General features: G+C 61.4%; 18 protein-coding genes. 2 read left to right on the top strand and 16 right to left on the bottom strand.

What is annotated here, in order from left to right; genetic code table 11:
* Together O4H53_RS08425 and O4H53_RS08420 are read right to left on the bottom strand one after the other, a co-directional pair.
* Positions 1–870 carry a branched-chain amino acid ABC transporter permease gene (locus tag O4H53_RS08425; RefSeq protein ID WP_114274340.1) on the bottom strand — a complete coding sequence of 290 codons (870 nt, stop codon included), beginning with the start codon at positions 868–870 and terminating at the stop codon, positions 1–3.
* Positions 871–957: 87 nt separating this feature from the next.
* Positions 958–2145: an ABC transporter substrate-binding protein gene (locus tag O4H53_RS08420; RefSeq protein WP_269362918.1), complete on the bottom strand. Its 1188-nt coding sequence runs from the start codon at positions 2143–2145 to the stop codon at positions 958–960.
* 192 nt (positions 2146–2337) lie between these two features.
* On the opposite strand from O4H53_RS08420, the gene O4H53_RS08415 reads away from it, so the two are divergent.
* Positions 2338–3093, top strand: coding sequence for a GntR family transcriptional regulator (locus O4H53_RS08415; protein WP_269362916.1), 756 nt, complete (start codon positions 2338–2340; stop codon positions 3091–3093).
* A gap of 183 nt (positions 3094–3276) precedes the next feature.
* On the opposite strand, the gene O4H53_RS08410 is transcribed toward O4H53_RS08415, so the two are convergent.
* The 14 genes from O4H53_RS08410 to O4H53_RS08345 form a co-directional block, all read right to left on the bottom strand.
* A complete protein-coding gene (locus tag O4H53_RS08410) occupies positions 3277–3861 on the bottom strand; it encodes a YdeI/OmpD-associated family protein (protein WP_269362914.1) in 585 nt (194 codons plus the stop codon).
* Between the two features lie 20 nt (positions 3862–3881).
* Positions 3882–4247 carry a DoxX family protein gene (locus O4H53_RS08405; protein WP_269362912.1) on the bottom strand — a complete coding sequence of 122 codons (366 nt, stop codon included), beginning with the start codon at positions 4245–4247 and terminating at the stop codon, positions 3882–3884.
* Positions 4244–4669 carry an SRPBCC family protein gene (locus tag O4H53_RS08400; protein WP_269362910.1) on the bottom strand — a complete coding sequence of 142 codons (426 nt, stop codon included), beginning with the start codon at positions 4667–4669 and terminating at the stop codon, positions 4244–4246. The genes O4H53_RS08405 and O4H53_RS08400 overlap by 4 nt, the downstream gene beginning before the upstream one ends.
* A complete protein-coding gene (locus tag O4H53_RS08395) occupies positions 4666–4989 on the bottom strand; it encodes an ArsR/SmtB family transcription factor (RefSeq protein ID WP_269362908.1) in 324 nt (107 codons plus the stop codon). The genes O4H53_RS08400 and O4H53_RS08395 overlap by 4 nt, the downstream gene beginning before the upstream one ends.
* A 110-nt stretch (positions 4990–5099) precedes the next feature.
* Positions 5100–6989 (bottom strand): bifunctional sugar phosphate isomerase/epimerase/4-hydroxyphenylpyruvate dioxygenase family protein, encoded by a 1890-nt coding sequence (locus tag O4H53_RS08390; protein WP_269362905.1) that lies wholly within the window; start codon positions 6987–6989, stop codon positions 5100–5102.
* A 67-nt stretch (positions 6990–7056) separates the two neighbouring features.
* Positions 7057–8283 carry a CaiB/BaiF CoA transferase family protein gene (locus tag O4H53_RS08385; RefSeq protein WP_269362903.1) on the bottom strand — a complete coding sequence of 409 codons (1227 nt, stop codon included), beginning with the start codon at positions 8281–8283 and terminating at the stop codon, positions 7057–7059.
* Between the two features lie 14 nt (positions 8284–8297).
* Positions 8298–8762, bottom strand: coding sequence for a MaoC family dehydratase (locus O4H53_RS08380; protein WP_269362901.1), 465 nt, complete (start codon positions 8760–8762; stop codon positions 8298–8300).
* A complete protein-coding gene (locus tag O4H53_RS08375) occupies positions 8755–9699 on the bottom strand; it encodes a ketopantoate reductase family protein (protein ID WP_269362899.1) in 945 nt (314 codons plus the stop codon). Before O4H53_RS08375 ends, O4H53_RS08380 begins: the two co-directional genes overlap by 8 nt.
* 3 nt (positions 9700–9702) lie before the next feature.
* Complete coding sequence (locus O4H53_RS08370; RefSeq protein WP_269362897.1) at positions 9703–10422, bottom strand: ABC transporter ATP-binding protein; 720 nt, start codon at positions 10420–10422, stop codon at positions 9703–9705.
* Positions 10423–10425: 3 nt separating this feature from the next.
* Positions 10426–11172 carry an ABC transporter ATP-binding protein gene (locus O4H53_RS08365; protein ID WP_269362895.1) on the bottom strand — a complete coding sequence of 249 codons (747 nt, stop codon included), beginning with the start codon at positions 11170–11172 and terminating at the stop codon, positions 10426–10428.
* Complete coding sequence (locus tag O4H53_RS08360; protein WP_269362892.1) at positions 11169–12146, bottom strand: branched-chain amino acid ABC transporter permease; 978 nt, start codon at positions 12144–12146, stop codon at positions 11169–11171. The genes O4H53_RS08365 and O4H53_RS08360 overlap by 4 nt, the downstream gene beginning before the upstream one ends.
* Complete coding sequence (locus tag O4H53_RS08355) at positions 12143–13021, bottom strand: branched-chain amino acid ABC transporter permease (RefSeq protein WP_269362890.1); 879 nt, start codon at positions 13019–13021, stop codon at positions 12143–12145. The genes O4H53_RS08360 and O4H53_RS08355 overlap by 4 nt, the downstream gene beginning before the upstream one ends.
* A gap of 94 nt (positions 13022–13115) precedes the next feature.
* On the bottom strand, positions 13116–14246 hold the full coding sequence (locus O4H53_RS08350; RefSeq protein ID WP_269362889.1) for an ABC transporter substrate-binding protein: 1131 nt from the start codon (positions 14244–14246) through the stop codon (positions 13116–13118).
* 292 nt (positions 14247–14538) lie between these two features.
* Positions 14539–15597, bottom strand: coding sequence for a LacI family DNA-binding transcriptional regulator (locus O4H53_RS08345; protein ID WP_269362887.1), 1059 nt, complete (start codon positions 15595–15597; stop codon positions 14539–14541).
* 161 nt (positions 15598–15758) lie between these two features.
* Between O4H53_RS08345 and O4H53_RS08340 the strand changes: the two genes are divergently transcribed.
* Entirely contained in the window at positions 15759–16556 is a 798-nt protein-coding gene (locus tag O4H53_RS08340) for a 2-keto-4-pentenoate hydratase (protein ID WP_269362886.1), read from the top strand.
* The last annotated feature ends 4 nt before the right edge of the window (positions 16557–16560 follow it).

The following is a 16560-nucleotide window of genomic DNA, read 5'->3' as shown; positions in this document are numbered from 1 at the left end:
TCAACCCCACGGCTTGCCCATCAGGCCTTGCGGTCTGATGGCGAGGAAAATCATCAGGGAAACGAAGATCAGCAGATAGGTGATATCGCCGTACTGATAGAGCAGCGCGAGGCCGATGGCCTCCATGAAGCCGAGGATGATACCGCCCCAGATCGCGCCGGAAATCACACCCGCACCACCGATCATGACCATCATGAAGGCCTTGATCGAGGTCGGCCCGCCCATGCCAAGATTCACACCGGTGATCGTGACCAGCAGACCGCCGACCAGACCGGCAAGCATCGCACCAAGCGCGAAACCGATCATCGAATAGCGATCCACGTTCACACCCATCAACTGGGCCGCGGTGCGATCCTGGGCCAGGGCGCGCAGGGCGCGGCCCGTCTTGGTGTATTGCATCAGGCCGATGAAGGCGACGATCGACAGGATCGCAAGCAGGCAGATCAGAATGCGGTCGTAGGGCATGATGATCCGGAAATCCCAGTTGAACACGCCATCCACGATTTTTGGAACACCGCGCTGTTTCTCACCGAAAACCAGCAGGATCACAGCATCGAGAAAGAAGGCGATACCCGCAGCCAGAAGCATCGTGCTTTCTTCGCGGGCAGATCCCTTGATCACCGGCGCGAAGAGAAATTTTTCGATCAGGGCGCCAAGTATGGCAAGCGTGACACATGACATCACCAGCGCCAGAACAAACGGCACGCCCCACTGACCGTAGAAGGTATACGTGACGAAACCGCCAATTACATACATCTGACCGTGGGCAAAATTGAGGACGTTCATCAGGGCAAAGATCAGGGTCAGACCAAGCGCGATCATCGCATACTGGGACCCCAGATAGACGCCATTGGCAAGTATCTGTTCCATGGAGCTTCCTTTGCTGGAAAAGACCCGGGCCGCTGCGGCCCGGGGAGGTGCTGCTTGGGAGAGAACCCAAAGCAGGAGGGGATCGCCTTAGTCGACTTCAGCGACGAACAGCGTTTCAAAGGTGCCGTTCTGATAGACATTCACCACCAGCGGCACCGCCACCTGCCGTTTCTGGCCAAAGGATGTCATGCCGACATAGCGCAGCTTTGCGTCGCCGTTCATGAAGGGGTTGGGTGCTTCGAATGTGTCCATCGTCGCCTGGAAAGCATCGACATCGGTGATCGCGGCAGGATCGGCTTTGAGCGTTTCCAGGATGTATTCAAGCGCGTAAACCTTGGTGTTGGACTCGTCGTTGTATTCGCCAAACATATCGGTATAGCGCTGCACGAACTCATTCATTGCAGGCGAGGCAAGCTCTGGTGTGGAGGCACCGCCGACCGAGATGAAGCCATTTGCCAGATCACCGGCGCCTTCGGCCAGAACTCCGGCATCTTGTGCGGTTTCTGTCGAAATGATGCCCTCATAGCCCAGTTCGCGGGCAGAGCGGATCAACTGGGGCGCATTCGCAGGGGAAACACCGGAGAGCACCAGCAGATCAGGACGTGCGCGCATGACCGGCGTCAGAACCGGGGTAAAGTCGGTTGTATCAACCTGATAGGTCACATTGTCGGAAACCACTTCCAGACCCAGGGCTTTGGCCGCTTCGACGCCGCCATCACGCTGGCTGAGCGGGTCGGATTCGTTGGCCGCGACAAAGGCAACGGTTTTGACGCCTTCTTCCTCCATCAGATATTTGTAGATTGCGGGGCCGGATTGGTAGTTTGCCACCATGCCCAGAACCGCGTTTGAGGCGGGTGCCTCATAAAGCGACTTGGGGAAGGCATAAGGGAAATACATGATCCCGTTGGATTCAGCGACCGGACGAACAGCGGCCGCGCCATCGTCGACGTTCGGACCAACAACATAGTGAATGCCCTCCTGGGCCATCTTTTCCATGCCCGCGATGGCGCGCTTGGGATCTTTCTGATCGTCGAAGGACACGATTTCGATGTCATAGGTCGTATCACCGATGGTGTAGCCGCCGGTTTCGTTGATCCAGGCGGCACGCGTTTCCATCGACCGCTGGTTGGAAATGCCCCATGCCGCGGCAGGGCCACTGGTCACGCCGACAAAACCGATTTTCAGAACCGGGTTCTCTGCGACGGCGGCGGTTGCCCCGATCGCTGTCACTGCAACAGCCGCCATGGCCGTTTTCACAAATGATCTTCTTTGCATGTCTTAACTCCCGTTGAATCAAATTTTGACGCGTTTTGCGCCATTCTTGGCCAGCATTTTGATGGATTCCCCATGTTGCCGCTGCGTCAGTTGACGATTGTTAACAATCTCTGTCAACATTTTTGTTATTTTGGTCGACAAATTCTAACGCTTGGCCTTACACTGATTGAAGTTTAAGCATTTGCAGCCAGCATGGCCGCAAAGCCCGTCAATCCTGAAAGAAATCTTGTGTCCACCAAGCCGCAGCAAAGCAGACAAGCGACATCCGACCTGACCGGGGGCCCGGAAGAGAACTTTATTGTCGAGCGTATTTACAAGGCGGTGATGGAACAACGTCTGGCCCCGAAAACCAAGCTGAGCGAAGCGCGCCTGTGCGAGACATTCGGCGTCGGACGGATGCGCGTTCGGCGCGCACTTCTCCTGCTCTCAAGTCAGGGCATCATCGAGCTACAGTCAAATCGCGGTGCATATGTCGCCTGCCCCGACAAGACCGAAGCGAACGATGTATTCGCGGCCCGGATGTTGATCGAACCACCGCTCGTTCGGCAACTGGCGCAGAACCCGGGCGATATTAATCTGGCACTCCTCACCAACCACATCGCTCTGGAAGATGCGGCCCGCGAAAAAAAAGAGCGTACCGAAATCATTCGGCTGTCAGGCGAATTTCACACAAAACTCGCCCAGGCGACCGGAAACAAGTTTATCTCCCGGATGATGCGCGAGCTGGTTACACGGACGTCACTCATCGTCGGCCTCTTCGGGACATCAGAAAACGCCAGTTGCCCGGATGATGAACACAGCAACATCCTGAAAGCGATCCAGTCACATGACCCGGACCTGGCCGAGAAATTGCTAATATCTCACCTCAACCACATTCAAAGCGGTCTCGATATGGAAGCGCGCCAGGAACCCCAGGACGACCTGGCTGCCATTCTTGGTTCGGATTGAACAACCGCCAATCCATCACCCGTTGTCAGTGTAAACCGACAGTGCTGCTTTCCCCCTGACGGAAACAGATCGGACAGAACCTGTCCGATCAATACCGCATTTGAATCTCAGCTGCGCTGAAGGTGAATGCCGTCGGCTGAATGCAGTTTCGGAGCCATGCGGCGGCATTGGCATATTCATCGGTCAACGCTCGTTCCAGCCCTTTCCTGCGATGATCTTCAATCTGGCCTTGTCCACGCGGCGTGCCCTCGTTTCCGATTGCTTTGCACCGGAAAAATGCAGAACCCAGCCACGCTGTCGTCCCGGCGTCAACTCTTCGAAGGCTTCGGCCAGCTCGGGATCGTCATCGAGGGCATCTTGTAGCTCTTCGGGATAATCGAGATTGTCCTTTTCGGTAAACTGGACTTCCAGCCCGTCCTTTTCCGCCTGGATGGCCCGCGCTATGAAGCGCCGGATCGTGTCCTCTTCGTCTTCGATCTCTTCCAGATTCTCGAAGTGCAGCCGCCGCATCGCCTGCGAATGCTTGCCGGGCTGGACGAGAACACCGTCCTCGTCCTCCAGCAGCGACCCCTTGAAGAAACCGACCGCGCAGGAGTTCTTCATCCCGTAGATGATGGCGACATTGCTACCGTCCCACGCGTAGCAGAGCTTGCCCCATTTCACGTGCTCTTCGAGGTCACTACCAAGAAGGATGTCGCGCAACTTGCGCCGCTCATCCTGCCAGTTTGTCTGGTTCAGAAGCGCTTCGATCCTTGAATCCTCTGCCATGCCGGTTACCTGCCCTGTCCTCATTGCGGTGCGATGAAGAGCCGTCCGAGCGCGATCAACGCGCAGACGGTTACGACACCCAGCCAGTAATACACTGGCCCGTGGTCAACAGCCCCCGAGCACAGATGCACGCCGGAGAAAACAAGCATTTCCACCGCGATTCCGATGGCAGCGATCGGCACCAGCCACCCCAGAGAGGCGGCGAAAACCGGAGCGACCAGACCGGCAGCGCAAAGCAGTTCAAACGGGATCAGGCCCATCCAGACGACACTGGGGATCGCGGCCAGCGTCGGGACAGCCTGTTCCGAGTTAAAGAGTTTCCAGCCCGCGCCGATGACCGTGTGCAGCGCCAGCAGCGCCTGAAGTATCCAGAGGACGATGTTCATTGCGCGTCCTCGTCATCAAGACCGGCAATGACCTCTTCCAGCCTGCCGAGGAACTGTTCCCAACCGGCCCTGGCTCCGTGATAGGCCCGATCCTGACCGGAACCAAAACCCGATTGCTCCATCTTCAGATGCGTGCCGGTACCGGTTTCCGTCAGGGTCCAGGTCACCACGCTTTCCAGCCCCTGCGCCACCCAGGAATAGGAGAGCGACTTGTGCGGCTCGACCGCCAGAACCTCGCAGGACACCGTGCCCCAGTCCGCCTCCAGATCGAAACGGTGCCCGACCTCGGGTTTGAAATCGCTCTTCATCAGCCATTCCTCCATGAGGTGCTTTTGCGTCAACGCGCGCCATACCTTCTCCGGCGCGTGGCGCAAATCGCGTTCTTTCACGACTGTGCGCGTGATGTTTTCGGTTTCTGTCACTGGTCCATCCTCTTCAAAATATCTTCGAGACCATCGAGCTTTACATCCCAGAAGCGGCTCATGGTCCGCGTCCAGTCCACCAGCGGAGCCAGCCCCTGGATATTCGCGGAATAACGCGTCTGACGCCCGTCCTGCCGCCCACTGACAAGGCCCGCCTGTTTCAGAACGGACAGATGTTTCGACACGGCCGGTTGCGAAATCCCGGCCTGTTCGGTCAGCGACAGGACGTTCTGTTCGCCATCAAGGCACAACCGTTCCAAGATCGCCCTGCGCGTTGGGTCGGCAAGGGATCGGAAAATCCTGTCGTGCTGATCTGACATAACAAATAGCCCTTTGGTTATGAATAACTCATAACCGTGCAGCTATATTTCTGTCAATTAGACTCAGAACCCGCAGCCAGTTTCAGAGACAGGCGGCGTTCAACTCGCACCTAGCGGTGCGGCATGCCCTTCGGTCGCAGCAGTTGCTTTTGGGCCGCCGTCCGGAACGGTGCATTCGGTGCGCCGTAGCCGTCATAGGCCCCGACGCGCTGCACGATTTCGAAGAACAGACCGCTTGCGAAGGGGCGGCTGTAGAACTGGTAGAAAGCGCCATCCGCCGTTTCGTCGTAGAGAATGTTCAGGGATTTCATCTCTGCCAGGCGCTCGGCCTCTATGTTGAAACGGGCCTGAAGGTCTCCGTAATAGTTCTCGGTGAGCGCAAGCGGGCGGAAGCCCGCATCTCTCATGCGGCTTGCGGTTGAAAAGATGTCGTCGGTCGCAAAGGCAATATGCTGAATCGCACCGCCGAAGCTGTCGGCAAGAAAGTTGCCGACGAAGGTACGATGCGTGTCGGCGCCGTTCAGAGTGATCCGCGCGCTGCCATTGGCGCTTTTTATCGCCACGCTGCGCACAAGTCCGTCGGGGTCCACCACATCGACGATCTCCGAGCGCGACATGTCGAAGATCGACGTATAGAACAACGCCCAGCTCAGCATGTCCTCGTAGCTCATGGTTTCCGCGACATGATCGATCCGCGACAGTCCCGCGCCGGGCGTCGCGGGGACGTCGGACTGCCTGAACTCGACCGACCAGACATCCGCCAGATCGCTCGTGTCATCAATGAAATGCATGACACTGCCGCCGACACTGCGGATCGCAGGGATATCGATCTCGCCAGGTCCTACACTTTGACTGAACGGCGTCGCGCGCAAAGAGCTTGCGCGTTCCGTGGTGGCGGAGGCATCGTCCACCCGCAGGCCAACATCGCAAATATTGGTGCCGTGCATGTTGTAAGCGGCACCGGCAAATCCGCTGCTCTCCTTGTTGAGGATCACCCGAACGTCGCCCTGTTGCCAAAGGGTTACCGCCTTGGAGACGTGATCGCCCGAATGGGAGAACCCCATGCTGCGCAGCATCTCGACAAGTTGCTCGGCTTCTCCATCGCGTGTCGCGAACTCCACGAAGCCAAAGCCGTTGACCTGGCTCCGGGGCGGCATGGCGGGGGTGTCGATCATCACGTCAGGCTCGGCGCGCCGAACGTCGTCCATAAGTACATGCAGGGCCCTGTAGCCGTCCCGCGCGATGCCCTCGGGTTGAGCACTCCGGAACTGGTCGTTGAAGATTTCCAGGCTGACAGTGCCATCATAACCGGTCGCCGCGACCGCCCGCATGAAATCCAGTACAGACAAGTCGCCCTCGCCCGGCATGTTGCGGAAGTGGCGCGACCAGTAAAGCAGGTCCATATCGATCCTGGGGGCATCCGCCAGTTGCACGAAAAAGATCTTGTCGCTCGGGATACGGCGGATCGTCTCCGGATCGATCTTGCGGGCAAGCGTGTGAAAGCTGTCGAGGATCAGGCCGATATTCGGATGATCGGCACGCCGCACGATTTCCCAGGCGTCCCGGTGATCGTTCACATGCCGCCCCCAGGCCAGGGCCTCGTAGCCCACCCGCATGCCAAAAGACGCCGCCACCTCGCCCAGCTCAGCAAAGTCCTGAGCGGCCCTGTCGATTCCTCCCAAAGCATTTGGGTGAAGTGACGAGCAGACCAGCATGAGGTCGGCGCCCAGTTCGCCCATCGTCTCAAACTTGAACTTGGCACGGTCAAAGGCCTTCCTCCGCGCGTCGCCGTCCAGACCTTCGAAATCACGAAATGGCTGGAACAGCAGAATTTCGAGCCCGTGATCACGGATCATTCTGCCGATGTCTCGCGGTGTGCCTGCATCCGCGATGAAATCCTGCTCGAAAATCTCGATTCCATCGAAACCGACCTTGGCGATCGCCGCGAGCTTTTCTCTTAAAGTCCCGGAAACCGAGACTGTTGCGATTGATGATTTCATGAAGACCCCCTGGTTCGGAACGTCGCGTGCAAGTGGAGAAATGTCCGGGTAAATGATTTTCAGGTGCCTAGGCGTCGACGCTTCGGCTCGCGAACAACGCGCCGTTTGCCTCCATCATCTTGATCTCATCCTCTGAGAACCCCAGTTCCGCGGCGATCTCGGCGTTGTGTTGCCCAAGGTCGGGCGCGATACCGGGCGTCGACTTCTCGCAGGCCGAAAAGTTGAACGGCAGGTTCGGCAGGCGGATCTTGCCCAGCTCTGGGTGATCCTGCTCAAGGATCATGCCGCGCGCGGCGATCTGCGGATCTGCCATCACCTGGTCGATGGTCTGCACTGGTGCTGCGGGCACGCCCGCGGCCTCCAGCGCCGCCATGCAGGCGGCCACGGAGGGTTGCGCCCCGGTCCAGGTACGCACAAGCCCTGTCACCTCCTCGCGGTGCGCGTTGCGCCCGGCAGCACTGTGGAAGCGGGCATCTGCAGCCAGCGCCTCACCCCCGATGAGCTGCGCCAGCCTGGCCCAGATTTCATCCACCTGCGCTGCAATCACCAGATAGCCATCGGGTGCCGGGAAGGCGCCGTAGACGGTGGAATCCGGCTGGTCGGAGCCTGCACGCACCGGCATCACCTTGCCGCCCGAGAGGCTGTAGGCCTGCACCGCGAAATCGTGCATCGAGACCATGCAATCATAGAGCGCAAGGTCGAGGTGCTGGCCCTCGCCGCTGCGTTCACGGCCCAGCAGCGCGGCGCAGATCGCGGCGATACCATGTGCGCCGGTGTACATATCGGCCAGCGGCATCCGGAACAGCGGTGGCGCTTCCCCCGGGGTGCCAACCATCGCCATCGCGCCGCTCTTGGCTTCGGCGATCAGGCCGAAACCTGCACGCTCGGCATCCGGCCCGGTCTGGCCGTAGGCGGAGACCGAGCAATAGACGAGGCGCGGGTTGACCTTGCAAAGATCGTCATAACCGAGCCCGAATTTCTTCAGCGCGCCGGGGCGGTAGTTTTCCACAAAAACATCGGCGGTCTTGATCAGCCGCTGCATCAAATCGCGGCCCTGCTCCTGCCGCAGGTCGAGGCAGAGGCCCTTCTTGCCCATGTTCTGTTGCAGGAAATAGCCGCTGTGTTCCCCCGCGAAATAGGGGTGGCGGCGGCCCGCGTCCCCCAGCTTGGGGCGCTCGACCTTGATCACCTCGGCCCCCATCGAGGCCAGCGCGCGCGACATGAAGGGACCGGCGAGATAGTGCGAGTAATCGACGACGCGGATGCCGGTGAGCGGGAGCGGTTGCTGTTTCATTCTATGTCCAATCTTCAGGCAGCGGCGGTGGATTTCATCGGAATCATCAGCTTGTGGACACCGGTCTGAACGACCTCGCCACGCTGGTTCACCAGTTCGGAGGCGAGCCGCATGATGCCCCAGCCGCCCTTGCTGGTTTCGCGCTTGCTCTCGACGGTGAAGCGGCAGTGGAGCTCGTCACCGATGGCGATGGGCAGCTTGAAATCCCATTCCCAGCCCAGCGACATGCCGGGCACGAAGCGCAGGTCGGCCTGGGTTTTCAGCCCGTCAGTGAGCGAAAGCCCAAGAAGCCCGTGGGCGACGCGTTTGCCGAAGCTGGACTTGCGGGCAAATTCCTCGTCCGTGTGAACCGGCGTGTGGTCGCCGGTGAGGTCGGCGTAGGTCATGATCATTTCGCTGGTCACGGTGACCTTGGGCGAGGTGCCGGTGGCACCGGACTCGACCTCGTCGAAATAAAGTTCGGGGATGCTTTCAGCCATGGGTGGCCTCCGTTGTGATGCGGTGTTCCAGGCCCTTCACGGCGGCCACCAGGGTGGCGTTCACGGGGGTGGGCACATTGTGTCGGGCGCCATGCCGGACGACGGCGCCGTGGATGAAATCGATCTCGGTGCGACGTCCGCGTTCGAGGCTTTGCAGCATCGAGGCCTTGAACCCCGGCGGCAGCCCCTCGGCGGCAAGCGCCCAGGGTTCGCCCGGGTCGGAGAAGTCGAGCCGGGCACCTGCGGCACGTGCCACCTCCATCGCCTCGGCAACGGCAGCACGGGCACAGGCCTCGATTTCGGGCAGCCCGAAGAGCGGACCATAGGAAAGGCCGGTAAGGGCGCTGAGGCCGCTGGTGGAGACATTCACCAAGAGCTTGTTCCAGGCAAGGTCACGGATCCGCGCGCTGGCCTCGCAGGCCAGACCGGCTTCGGAAAAGGCGTCCGCCACGGCACGCATCCGCCCGGTCACCGCACCCTCGGCGGGGCCGATGAAGGTCTGCCGGCCCGCCACTCCGCCGATCACTAAGCCCGGCTCGGTCATGGTGCCGCCTACGTAAGTCTTGCCGAGCAGCACCCGCTCGGGCGGGGCGAAGGGGGCCATCAGCTCTTCATGACCCATGCCGTTTTGCAAGGAGAGCAGCAGGGTTTCCGGCCCGATCGCGCTGCGCGCGCCTGAGAGCGCGGCGGTGGTGTCGAAGCTCTTGACCAGCACGATCAGCAGATCAACCGTGGCTTCGGGCGCGCAGACCGTATCGGCCCGCACCGGCACCACCCGCCGCCCCGCCGCGCCGAGGTCGAGGGTGAGGCCCTGCGTGTTCAGCCGGTCGACCAGCGCGGGGTTGCGGTTGACCAGCAGCACCTCGTGCCCGGCCGCGGCCAAGAGCCCGCCGAAGACGCAGCCCAGCGATCCGGCGCCCAGAATGGCAATGCGCATGGCTCAGGCCTCTTCCATATGGCCGCCGAGGAAAAGCTGGCCCACCCGCGGATCGGCAAGCAGGGCCTCGGCGCAGTCGTGCATCCTTGTCTGCCCCAGCTCCAGCACGATGCCGAAATCCGACATCGCCAGCGCCGCCTTGGCATTCTGCTCGACCATCAGGATCGTCACGCCCTCATCGCGCAGCGCCTGAAGCGTGCGGAATACCTCGGCCACCAGGTTGGGCGAAAGGCCGATGGAAGGCTCGTCGATCAGGATCAGCTTGGGGTCGAGCAACAACGCGCGGGCCACTTCGAGCTGCTTCTGCTGGCCCCCGGACAGTTCAATCGCCTTCCGGTCACGGAACTCGCGCAGCATCGGGAACTGGTCCATCACCTTCTCGATCCGCGCCTTCACAGCGGACTGGTCGCGCGCCGTGATCCCGCCCAGTTCGAGGTTGTGATAGACCGAAAGCTGCGGCACCACGTTGCGGCCCTGCGGCACATAGGTGACACCCTCGCCGATCATCTGCTTCGGGGTCTTGCCGGTCACGTCGCGGCCTTCCAGCAGGATCTGGCCGGAATGGATGTTGAGCAGCCCGAAGATCGCCTTGAACACGGTGGATTTGCCCGCCCCGTTCGGCCCGATGACGGTGGTGATCGTGCCTTTCGGGATCTCGAACTCGACCCCGTTCAGGATGGTGATCTTGCCGTAGCCGCCGTAGAGGTTTTTCAGTTGCAACATGGCTCAGCTCCCGAGATAGGCGTCGATGACGGTCTGATTGGCGCGGATCTCCTCGGGCGTGCCCTCGGCGATGATCGCGCCTTCGGCGAGCACCACAATGCGGGTGCAGAGCGACATGACGAATTCCATGTTGTGCTCGATCACGACAAAGGTGGTGCCATGCTCGCGGTTGTAGGTTTTCAGCCGCTCCTTGAGGTGGCCCAACATTGTCAGGTTGACCCCGCCCGCCGGTTCGTCGAGCAGCACCAGCGCCGGGTTCGCCATGAAGGCCATGGCCGCATCCACCAGCTTCTGCTGCCCGTAAGAGAGGCTGCCGGCCAGCTCGTCACGCAGATGGGTGAGGCGGAAGAAGGCGATCATCCGGTCGGCCTCTTCGGTCAGCCCGGCATCCGATGCGCCGAAGAGGCGGCTGAACATGCTGCCCTTGTGCTCCTGCCCCGCGAGGATGATGTTGTCGAGCACGGTCATCTCCGGGAAGACCGAAAGCTGCTGGAAGGTGCGGCCCACGCCCAGCCTGGAGAGCGCGCAGGCCCGCTTACCCGCCACATCCTGGCCGTTCACGGTGACCCCGCCAGTGTCGGGCCGGAGCTGGCCGAGCACGCAGTTGAACAGCGTCGACTTGCCCGAGCCGTTCGGCCCGATCAGGCCCAGCACCTCGCCCTTGCGCACATCGAAGCTGACGTCGCGCACGGCCTGAATCCCGCCGAAGCTCTTGGAGATGTTGCGAATGGAAAGGACGGTATCGGTCACAGCTGGGCTCCTTCCTTGAGATCACCGCGCTCGGCCGGTTCGCGCGAGCGGATCGCGGCGATGGCGCGCGACAACAGGCCCAGAAGGCCGCTCGGGCAGACCACCATGAGAAAGACCACCAGCGCGGCGTAGATCATCAGGTAATAGGCTTCGGCGAAGCGCAGGAACTCGGGCAGCATGATCACCAGCCCGGCCCCCAGGAAGGGCCCGAAGAAATAGCCGGAGCCGCCGACCACCACCATCAGCAGGATCTTCAGCGAGATGATGAGGGTGAAGGACATCGGGTCGATATATTGCACCAGCGGCGCCATCAGCGCGCCCGAGAGCCCGCCATAGGCGGCACCGATGGCGAAGGCGAGCAGCGTCACCAGCCGGGTATCGACCCCCAGCGAATTGGCCCGGATCGGATTTTCGCGCAGCCCCTTGAAGGCCCGGCCCCAGGGCGAGTTGACCAGCCACCAGAAGCTGAGCGAGGCCAGAACGAAAACACCGAGAGTGAAGAAGTAGTACCGCGTACCGTCCATCAGGCTCAGCCCCGCCACCGAGGGGCGCGGGATGCCGACAAGGCCGTAAATGCCACCCGTGAGCCATTCTTCGTTGCGCATCACGAGAAAGGCCAGTGTCGTGAAGGCCAGCGTGACAAAGGCAAGGAAATGGTGCTGCACCCTGAGCGCCGGGTAGCCGAGGATAAGACCGACGACGAAGCAGAGCCCCATGCCGACCACGACTGAAGCGATCCAGGGCAGGCCCGCCATCGTCATGATCGCGGTGGTATAGGCACCGATGCCCATGAAGGCGGCCTGCGCAAGGCTGATCTGGCCGGCATAGCCCAGCGTCAGGTTCAGCCCCATCGCAGCGACGGTGAACACCAGCCAGGACGAGAGCACATAGGTGCCGTAGGTCGCCTGGGTGAAGGGGGCGATGATCAGGCCGGCCAGAATGGCGACCAGCCCCAGGATCTTGAGCTGTTTCATACCGTGCGGCCCTCCGAGGTGCCGAGCAGCCCCTGCGGGCGCAGCAGGATGATGACGATGAGAAGGATCATCGGCCCGGCGATCCGGTATTCCGACGAGAGATAGGCGGCGGAGAGGTTGTCGATCACCCCGATCAGCAGCCCGCCGACCAGCGCGCCGCGCACCTGATTGAAGCCGCCGACGATGGCCGCGAGAAAGGCGACGAGGCCGATCGGTTCGCCGTTGGAAAACTTGGCAAGGTAGATCGGCGAGATCAGCACCGAGGCCAGCGTGGCGAGGGCGGCGTTGATCATGAAGGTATAAAGCACCATGCGCTGCACGTTGACGCCAAGGATCTCGGCAACACCGGGGTTTTGCGCCGTGGCCTGCATCGAGCGCCCCGTCCGGGTACGGCCCATGAAGAGCTGAAGCGCGATGATCGCGGCGGCAGAGACAGTGAGGTTGCCGATGTCCTGATGCGAGATGACGGCGCCGAAGACGGTGAAGGTCTCTTCCGAGAACAGCGCCGGAAAGGTCTGCGCCTCCGCCGAATAGAACTCCTTGACCAATTCGCGCATCAGGATCGCCAGCGCGATGGTGGCCATGACGATGGGCAGGTGCCCGTGCGGCAGCATCGGCTGGATCACGAGGCGCTTGAAGACAAAGCCGAGGATGAAGACAGCAACCGCCAGCCCGAAGCCGATGGCCACCGGAAACGGCAGGCCCAGCACCTGGGTGCCTACGAGGATGAAGAAAGCCGGCACCATCACGAACTCGCCCTGGGCGAAATTGATGGTTTGCGAGGCTTGCCAGAGCAGCGTGAAGCCGATGGCAGCGAGCGCATAGATCGAGCCGGTCGACAGGCCCGAAATAATGAGCTGCAGGAAGTCGGACATGGGATGACCTTTTCTGCGAAAATCTTGGCATGGCGGGGCTGGTTGCCGGCCGCCATTTGGCGACCGGCAGGCCTGCACCCCGGCTGCGGGAGGATCAGTTGGCGGGGAGCATGTCTTTCACGATGGTCTCCTCGCCCTGCACTTCCACCAGGAAGCTCTCGCGCGAGACCTCGCCGGTTTCATCCCAGCTTACGTCGAGCAGGATGTTGGGCACATCTTCGACCTTGATGGTCATGTTGTGCAGCGTGTCGGCCACCTTCTGGCGGTCCAGCTCACCGGCGCGTTCGATGGCGGTGGCCGCGGTATAGATTGCCACATAGCCCTTCATCGCGTTGTGATCGGCCTTGTAACCGTAGCGGTCGGAGAAGCGTTTGGAGAAAGCCTGAATCTCGGGATTGGGCGCGTCCACGGTGAGGCCGACATGGCCCATGATGCCATCGGCGGCACCTTCGGACAGCTCGATCACCTTCTGGTTCAGCAGGGTGGTTTCACCGATAATCGGCACTTCCACGTTCTGCTTGCGCAGCTCCTTCAGCAGCCGGGCGCTCTCTTCCTCGTGCAGGTAGACAAAGATCGCATCGGCATTGGCAGACTTCAGCTGCGTCACATCGGAGGCAAAGTCGGCCTGGCCCACTTCGCTGGAAATATCGGCCACCACCTCGATGCCCCGGGCTTCCATCTCGGAGACAAAGGCATCGTGCCCGCCCTTGCCGAACTCGTTGTTCACCCAGCTCACCGCGACCGACTTGGCCCCGAGGCCCTCGTCGAGATAGGCCGCGATCTTGGGCATGGATTTCTGCGCACCAAAGCTGGAGCGGAAGACATAGGGGTTGCCCTTCTGAGTGATCGAGGGCGACTCGGAGCCGACGATCTGCGGGATGCCCTGCTGCATCGTCACCAGCATGTTCACGATGGTCGAGGACGAATAGACCGTGCCGAGGATCAGGAAGGCCCCGTCGTCGATGGCCTTCTGCACCAGCGCGCGCGAGGTCTGCGCATCGGTCTGGGTGTCGTATGTGTCGATCTCAAGCTGCATGCCCAGCACGCCGCCCGCTTCGTTGATCTCATCGACGCCCATGTTGATGGCGTCGGTCCAGGCATTGCCCACGGTGGCGCCGGGGCCGGACAGCTCGGCCACATTGCCGAGCTTGATGGTGTCGGCGCTGGCCGCACCGAAGATGCCGAAGGCGGCAAGCGCCGTGGCAAGAGTCAGTTTCTTGAACATGTCATTCCTCCCATTTTGTACCGGCAACCTTGAGGCCGCTTTGGCCCGCCTGGTCGATCCCGGCCTTCTCCGCGGATTGCCCCGCGGACCGTCCCGGCACCCGTGAACGGAGCCGATTGCCCGGGATTTTGACAGGTTAGTTCGTCGCCGCGAAAGGGGCGTCACCGCCTGTTGATGCATCAAACCAAGAAAAAGGCATCAGAATGAAACCGGAGGACGGCTTGATGCATCAAAGAGGGCCCATCGCCTGAGTCCTGACGGCTCAGGGCTTCAGCCCGCGGCTGGCCGCGAATCAGCCTTGCACAACGGCTGCCATCTCCTGGGAGCCGCGAATGTCCCGGACGTTCTCTCGCATGATGATTTCCGAGGGTGCCCGCTCCGGTTCGATCGGCAAGCCTGCGTGGAAATTCCCTATCGCGCGCATCGCCATGTCGCTGATCCGCACCATGTCCTGATGCACCACGGCATCGACCGTGCCATCAAGCAGGGCGTTGCGGGTAAGTGGCGTCAGGTTGAACGCGACATAGGCCATGTCCTGTGCTCTGCCTTTCTCGTGCAACGCCTTCTCGATGCCCCGGTTTCCAGCGCCGAGATTGCAGATCGACGTCAGGTCGGGATGACGTTCGAGAAGGTCCAGCGCCCGTCCGTAGAAGGCCGAGGGATTGTCGCCCATGGTGATCACGTCAAGCACGGCGATCTCCGGAAAATCCTGCCGCAATAACGTCCTGACACCGCTTTCCCGCTCCTCGTGACTGCGGTAGAGCGTGTCGCTCATGAAGATCGCGGCCTTGCCCCGGCGACCCGAAAGGTGACCCATCAGCGCGCCGGCCGTCCGCCCGGCGGCACGGTTGTCCATCCCGGCGTAGAAGGTCACATCCGCCTCGGGCAACGGCGTGAGGATGGAGACGACAGGGATTTTTCGCGCCGCCAATTCGTTCACCTTGTCGCGGATCAGGGGATGCTCGATCGGCTCCATGATGACGCCATTGGTTCCCTCGGCCAGCGCCTCTTCGAGCGAGCTTACCAGTTCCGGCACCTTCGCCTTCTGGGCATGACGCATCCGCAGCGTGACACCAAGTGCGCGCGCCGTCCGCCGCAATGCGCCGACAAGCATGTCTTTGGCAAAGCCCGGCTGCCCGCCGAGCATGACATCAAGCGTCAGCCCGGTAAGCTCCGGTGCCATGACCTGAGGGCGGCCGCCACTCTGGCTGAGCCATTGTGCCGCTTCGAGTACCTTCCGCACCGTTTTCTCGCGCACCCCGGGACGCGCGTTGAGCACACGGTCAACGGTTGCGGTGCTCACCCCCGCATGGAGCGCGATATCGATGATTCTGGCTTTAGAGTCTGACATACCCGCCGCTCCTGATGCATCATTCTGACAAGAATGGCATCATTTCAGAATTTTGTGAGGATTCCAATCCGGCAATGATCCATCAGCCGGTGACAGATCAGACCGTTCTGAGCATCTTTCGCCGCGTGCCTGAAACGAAAGATTGAATGGGGAAGTAGAAGATGACCGCTACGATAGCCACCGACGCGCTCGAACAACTCGCGGACCGCCTCGCAGAAGCATGGATGAACCACAGAACGATTGACACCGTTCCGCCCGTCCTGCTGACCGACCGGCAGGACGGCTACAGGGTGCAGGATTTCATGGCCCGCAGGCTCGGTGGCACCGTTGCGGGTTGGAAGGCCGGTGCCACAAGCGACGGCATGCGCCGCCGTGACGGGCACGATGGCATTGTTCCCGGTAGGGTTTTCGCCGACAGGCTGTATCTCGGCGCAGAGCACCGGCTCGACGCTGCTCTTTTCCCCGGCGGCCACCTGGAGCCGGAATTCGCCTTCCGCTTTCTCGAAAGTCCGGACCTTCGCACAGACTGGACCCCTGCCGCCCTTGCCCCCATTGTCGCCCCACATATCGCGGTAGAGATCATCGGCAGCCGGCTGGACGCGGACCTGCCAGCGACCTGCCGCGCGACCGCGATGACGATTGCGGACAACGGAAACGGCTTCGCACTGGTCATCGGACCGGAGATTTCGCCTGACGCCCGCTACGACCCGCTCGATCATGCCGTCGACATGCGCATCGACGGCGGCCCCCCTGCCCCCAACGTTCCGCCCTGGATACGCGCCCAACCGCTCGCGGCGCTCGCCGACACCGTTAACCTGTTGGCAGCCCGGGGGATCACCCTGGAGGCCGGCCAGTATGTTACCACCGGTTCGGCAACCGATACGCTCCCGGTTTTGGGCGGGAGCACCGTCAATGCCGATTTCGGCATTCTTGGTTGCATGCGCCTTACATTCGCCTGACCGG

It is taken from the genome of Sulfitobacter sp. G21635-S1 (assembly GCF_027213915.1).
GTDB lineage: Bacteria > Pseudomonadota > Alphaproteobacteria > Rhodobacterales > Rhodobacteraceae > Sulfitobacter.
This window is presented reverse-complemented; position numbering and strand designations above follow the sequence as displayed.

Excerpts from the sequence above, each read along its gene's own strand:
- O4H53_RS08425 (WP_114274340.1), bottom strand. The coding sequence starts at position 870 with ATGGAACAGATACTTGCCAATGGCGTCTATCTGGGGTCCCAGTATGCG.
- O4H53_RS08420 (WP_269362918.1), bottom strand. The coding sequence starts at position 2,145 with ATGCAAAGAAGATCATTTGTGAAAACGGCCATGGCGGCTGTTGCAGTG.
- O4H53_RS08415 (WP_269362916.1), top strand. The coding sequence starts at position 2,338 with ATGGCCGCAAAGCCCGTCAATCCTGAAAGAAATCTTGTGTCCACCAAG.
- O4H53_RS08410 (WP_269362914.1), bottom strand. The coding sequence starts at position 3,861 with ATGGCAGAGGATTCAAGGATCGAAGCGCTTCTGAACCAGACAAACTGG.
- O4H53_RS08405 (WP_269362912.1), bottom strand. The coding sequence starts at position 4,247 with ATGAACATCGTCCTCTGGATACTTCAGGCGCTGCTGGCGCTGCACACG.
- O4H53_RS08395 (WP_269362908.1), bottom strand. The coding sequence starts at position 4,989 with ATGTCAGATCAGCACGACAGGATTTTCCGATCCCTTGCCGACCCAACG.
- O4H53_RS08390 (WP_269362905.1), bottom strand. The coding sequence starts at position 6,989 with ATGAAATCATCAATCGCAACAGTCTCGGTTTCCGGGACTTTAAGAGAA.
- O4H53_RS08385 (WP_269362903.1), bottom strand. The coding sequence starts at position 8,283 with ATGAAACAGCAACCGCTCCCGCTCACCGGCATCCGCGTCGTCGATTAC.
- O4H53_RS08380 (WP_269362901.1), bottom strand. The coding sequence starts at position 8,762 with ATGGCTGAAAGCATCCCCGAACTTTATTTCGACGAGGTCGAGTCCGGT.
- O4H53_RS08375 (WP_269362899.1), bottom strand. The coding sequence starts at position 9,699 with ATGCGCATTGCCATTCTGGGCGCCGGATCGCTGGGCTGCGTCTTCGGC.
- O4H53_RS08370 (WP_269362897.1), bottom strand. The coding sequence starts at position 10,422 with ATGTTGCAACTGAAAAACCTCTACGGCGGCTACGGCAAGATCACCATC.
- O4H53_RS08360 (WP_269362892.1), bottom strand. The coding sequence starts at position 12,146 with ATGAAACAGCTCAAGATCCTGGGGCTGGTCGCCATTCTGGCCGGCCTG.
- O4H53_RS08355 (WP_269362890.1), bottom strand. The coding sequence starts at position 13,021 with ATGTCCGACTTCCTGCAGCTCATTATTTCGGGCCTGTCGACCGGCTCG.
- O4H53_RS08350 (WP_269362889.1), bottom strand. The coding sequence starts at position 14,246 with ATGTTCAAGAAACTGACTCTTGCCACGGCGCTTGCCGCCTTCGGCATC.
- O4H53_RS08345 (WP_269362887.1), bottom strand. The coding sequence starts at position 15,597 with ATGTCAGACTCTAAAGCCAGAATCATCGATATCGCGCTCCATGCGGGG.
- O4H53_RS08340 (WP_269362886.1), top strand. The coding sequence starts at position 15,759 with ATGACCGCTACGATAGCCACCGACGCGCTCGAACAACTCGCGGACCGC.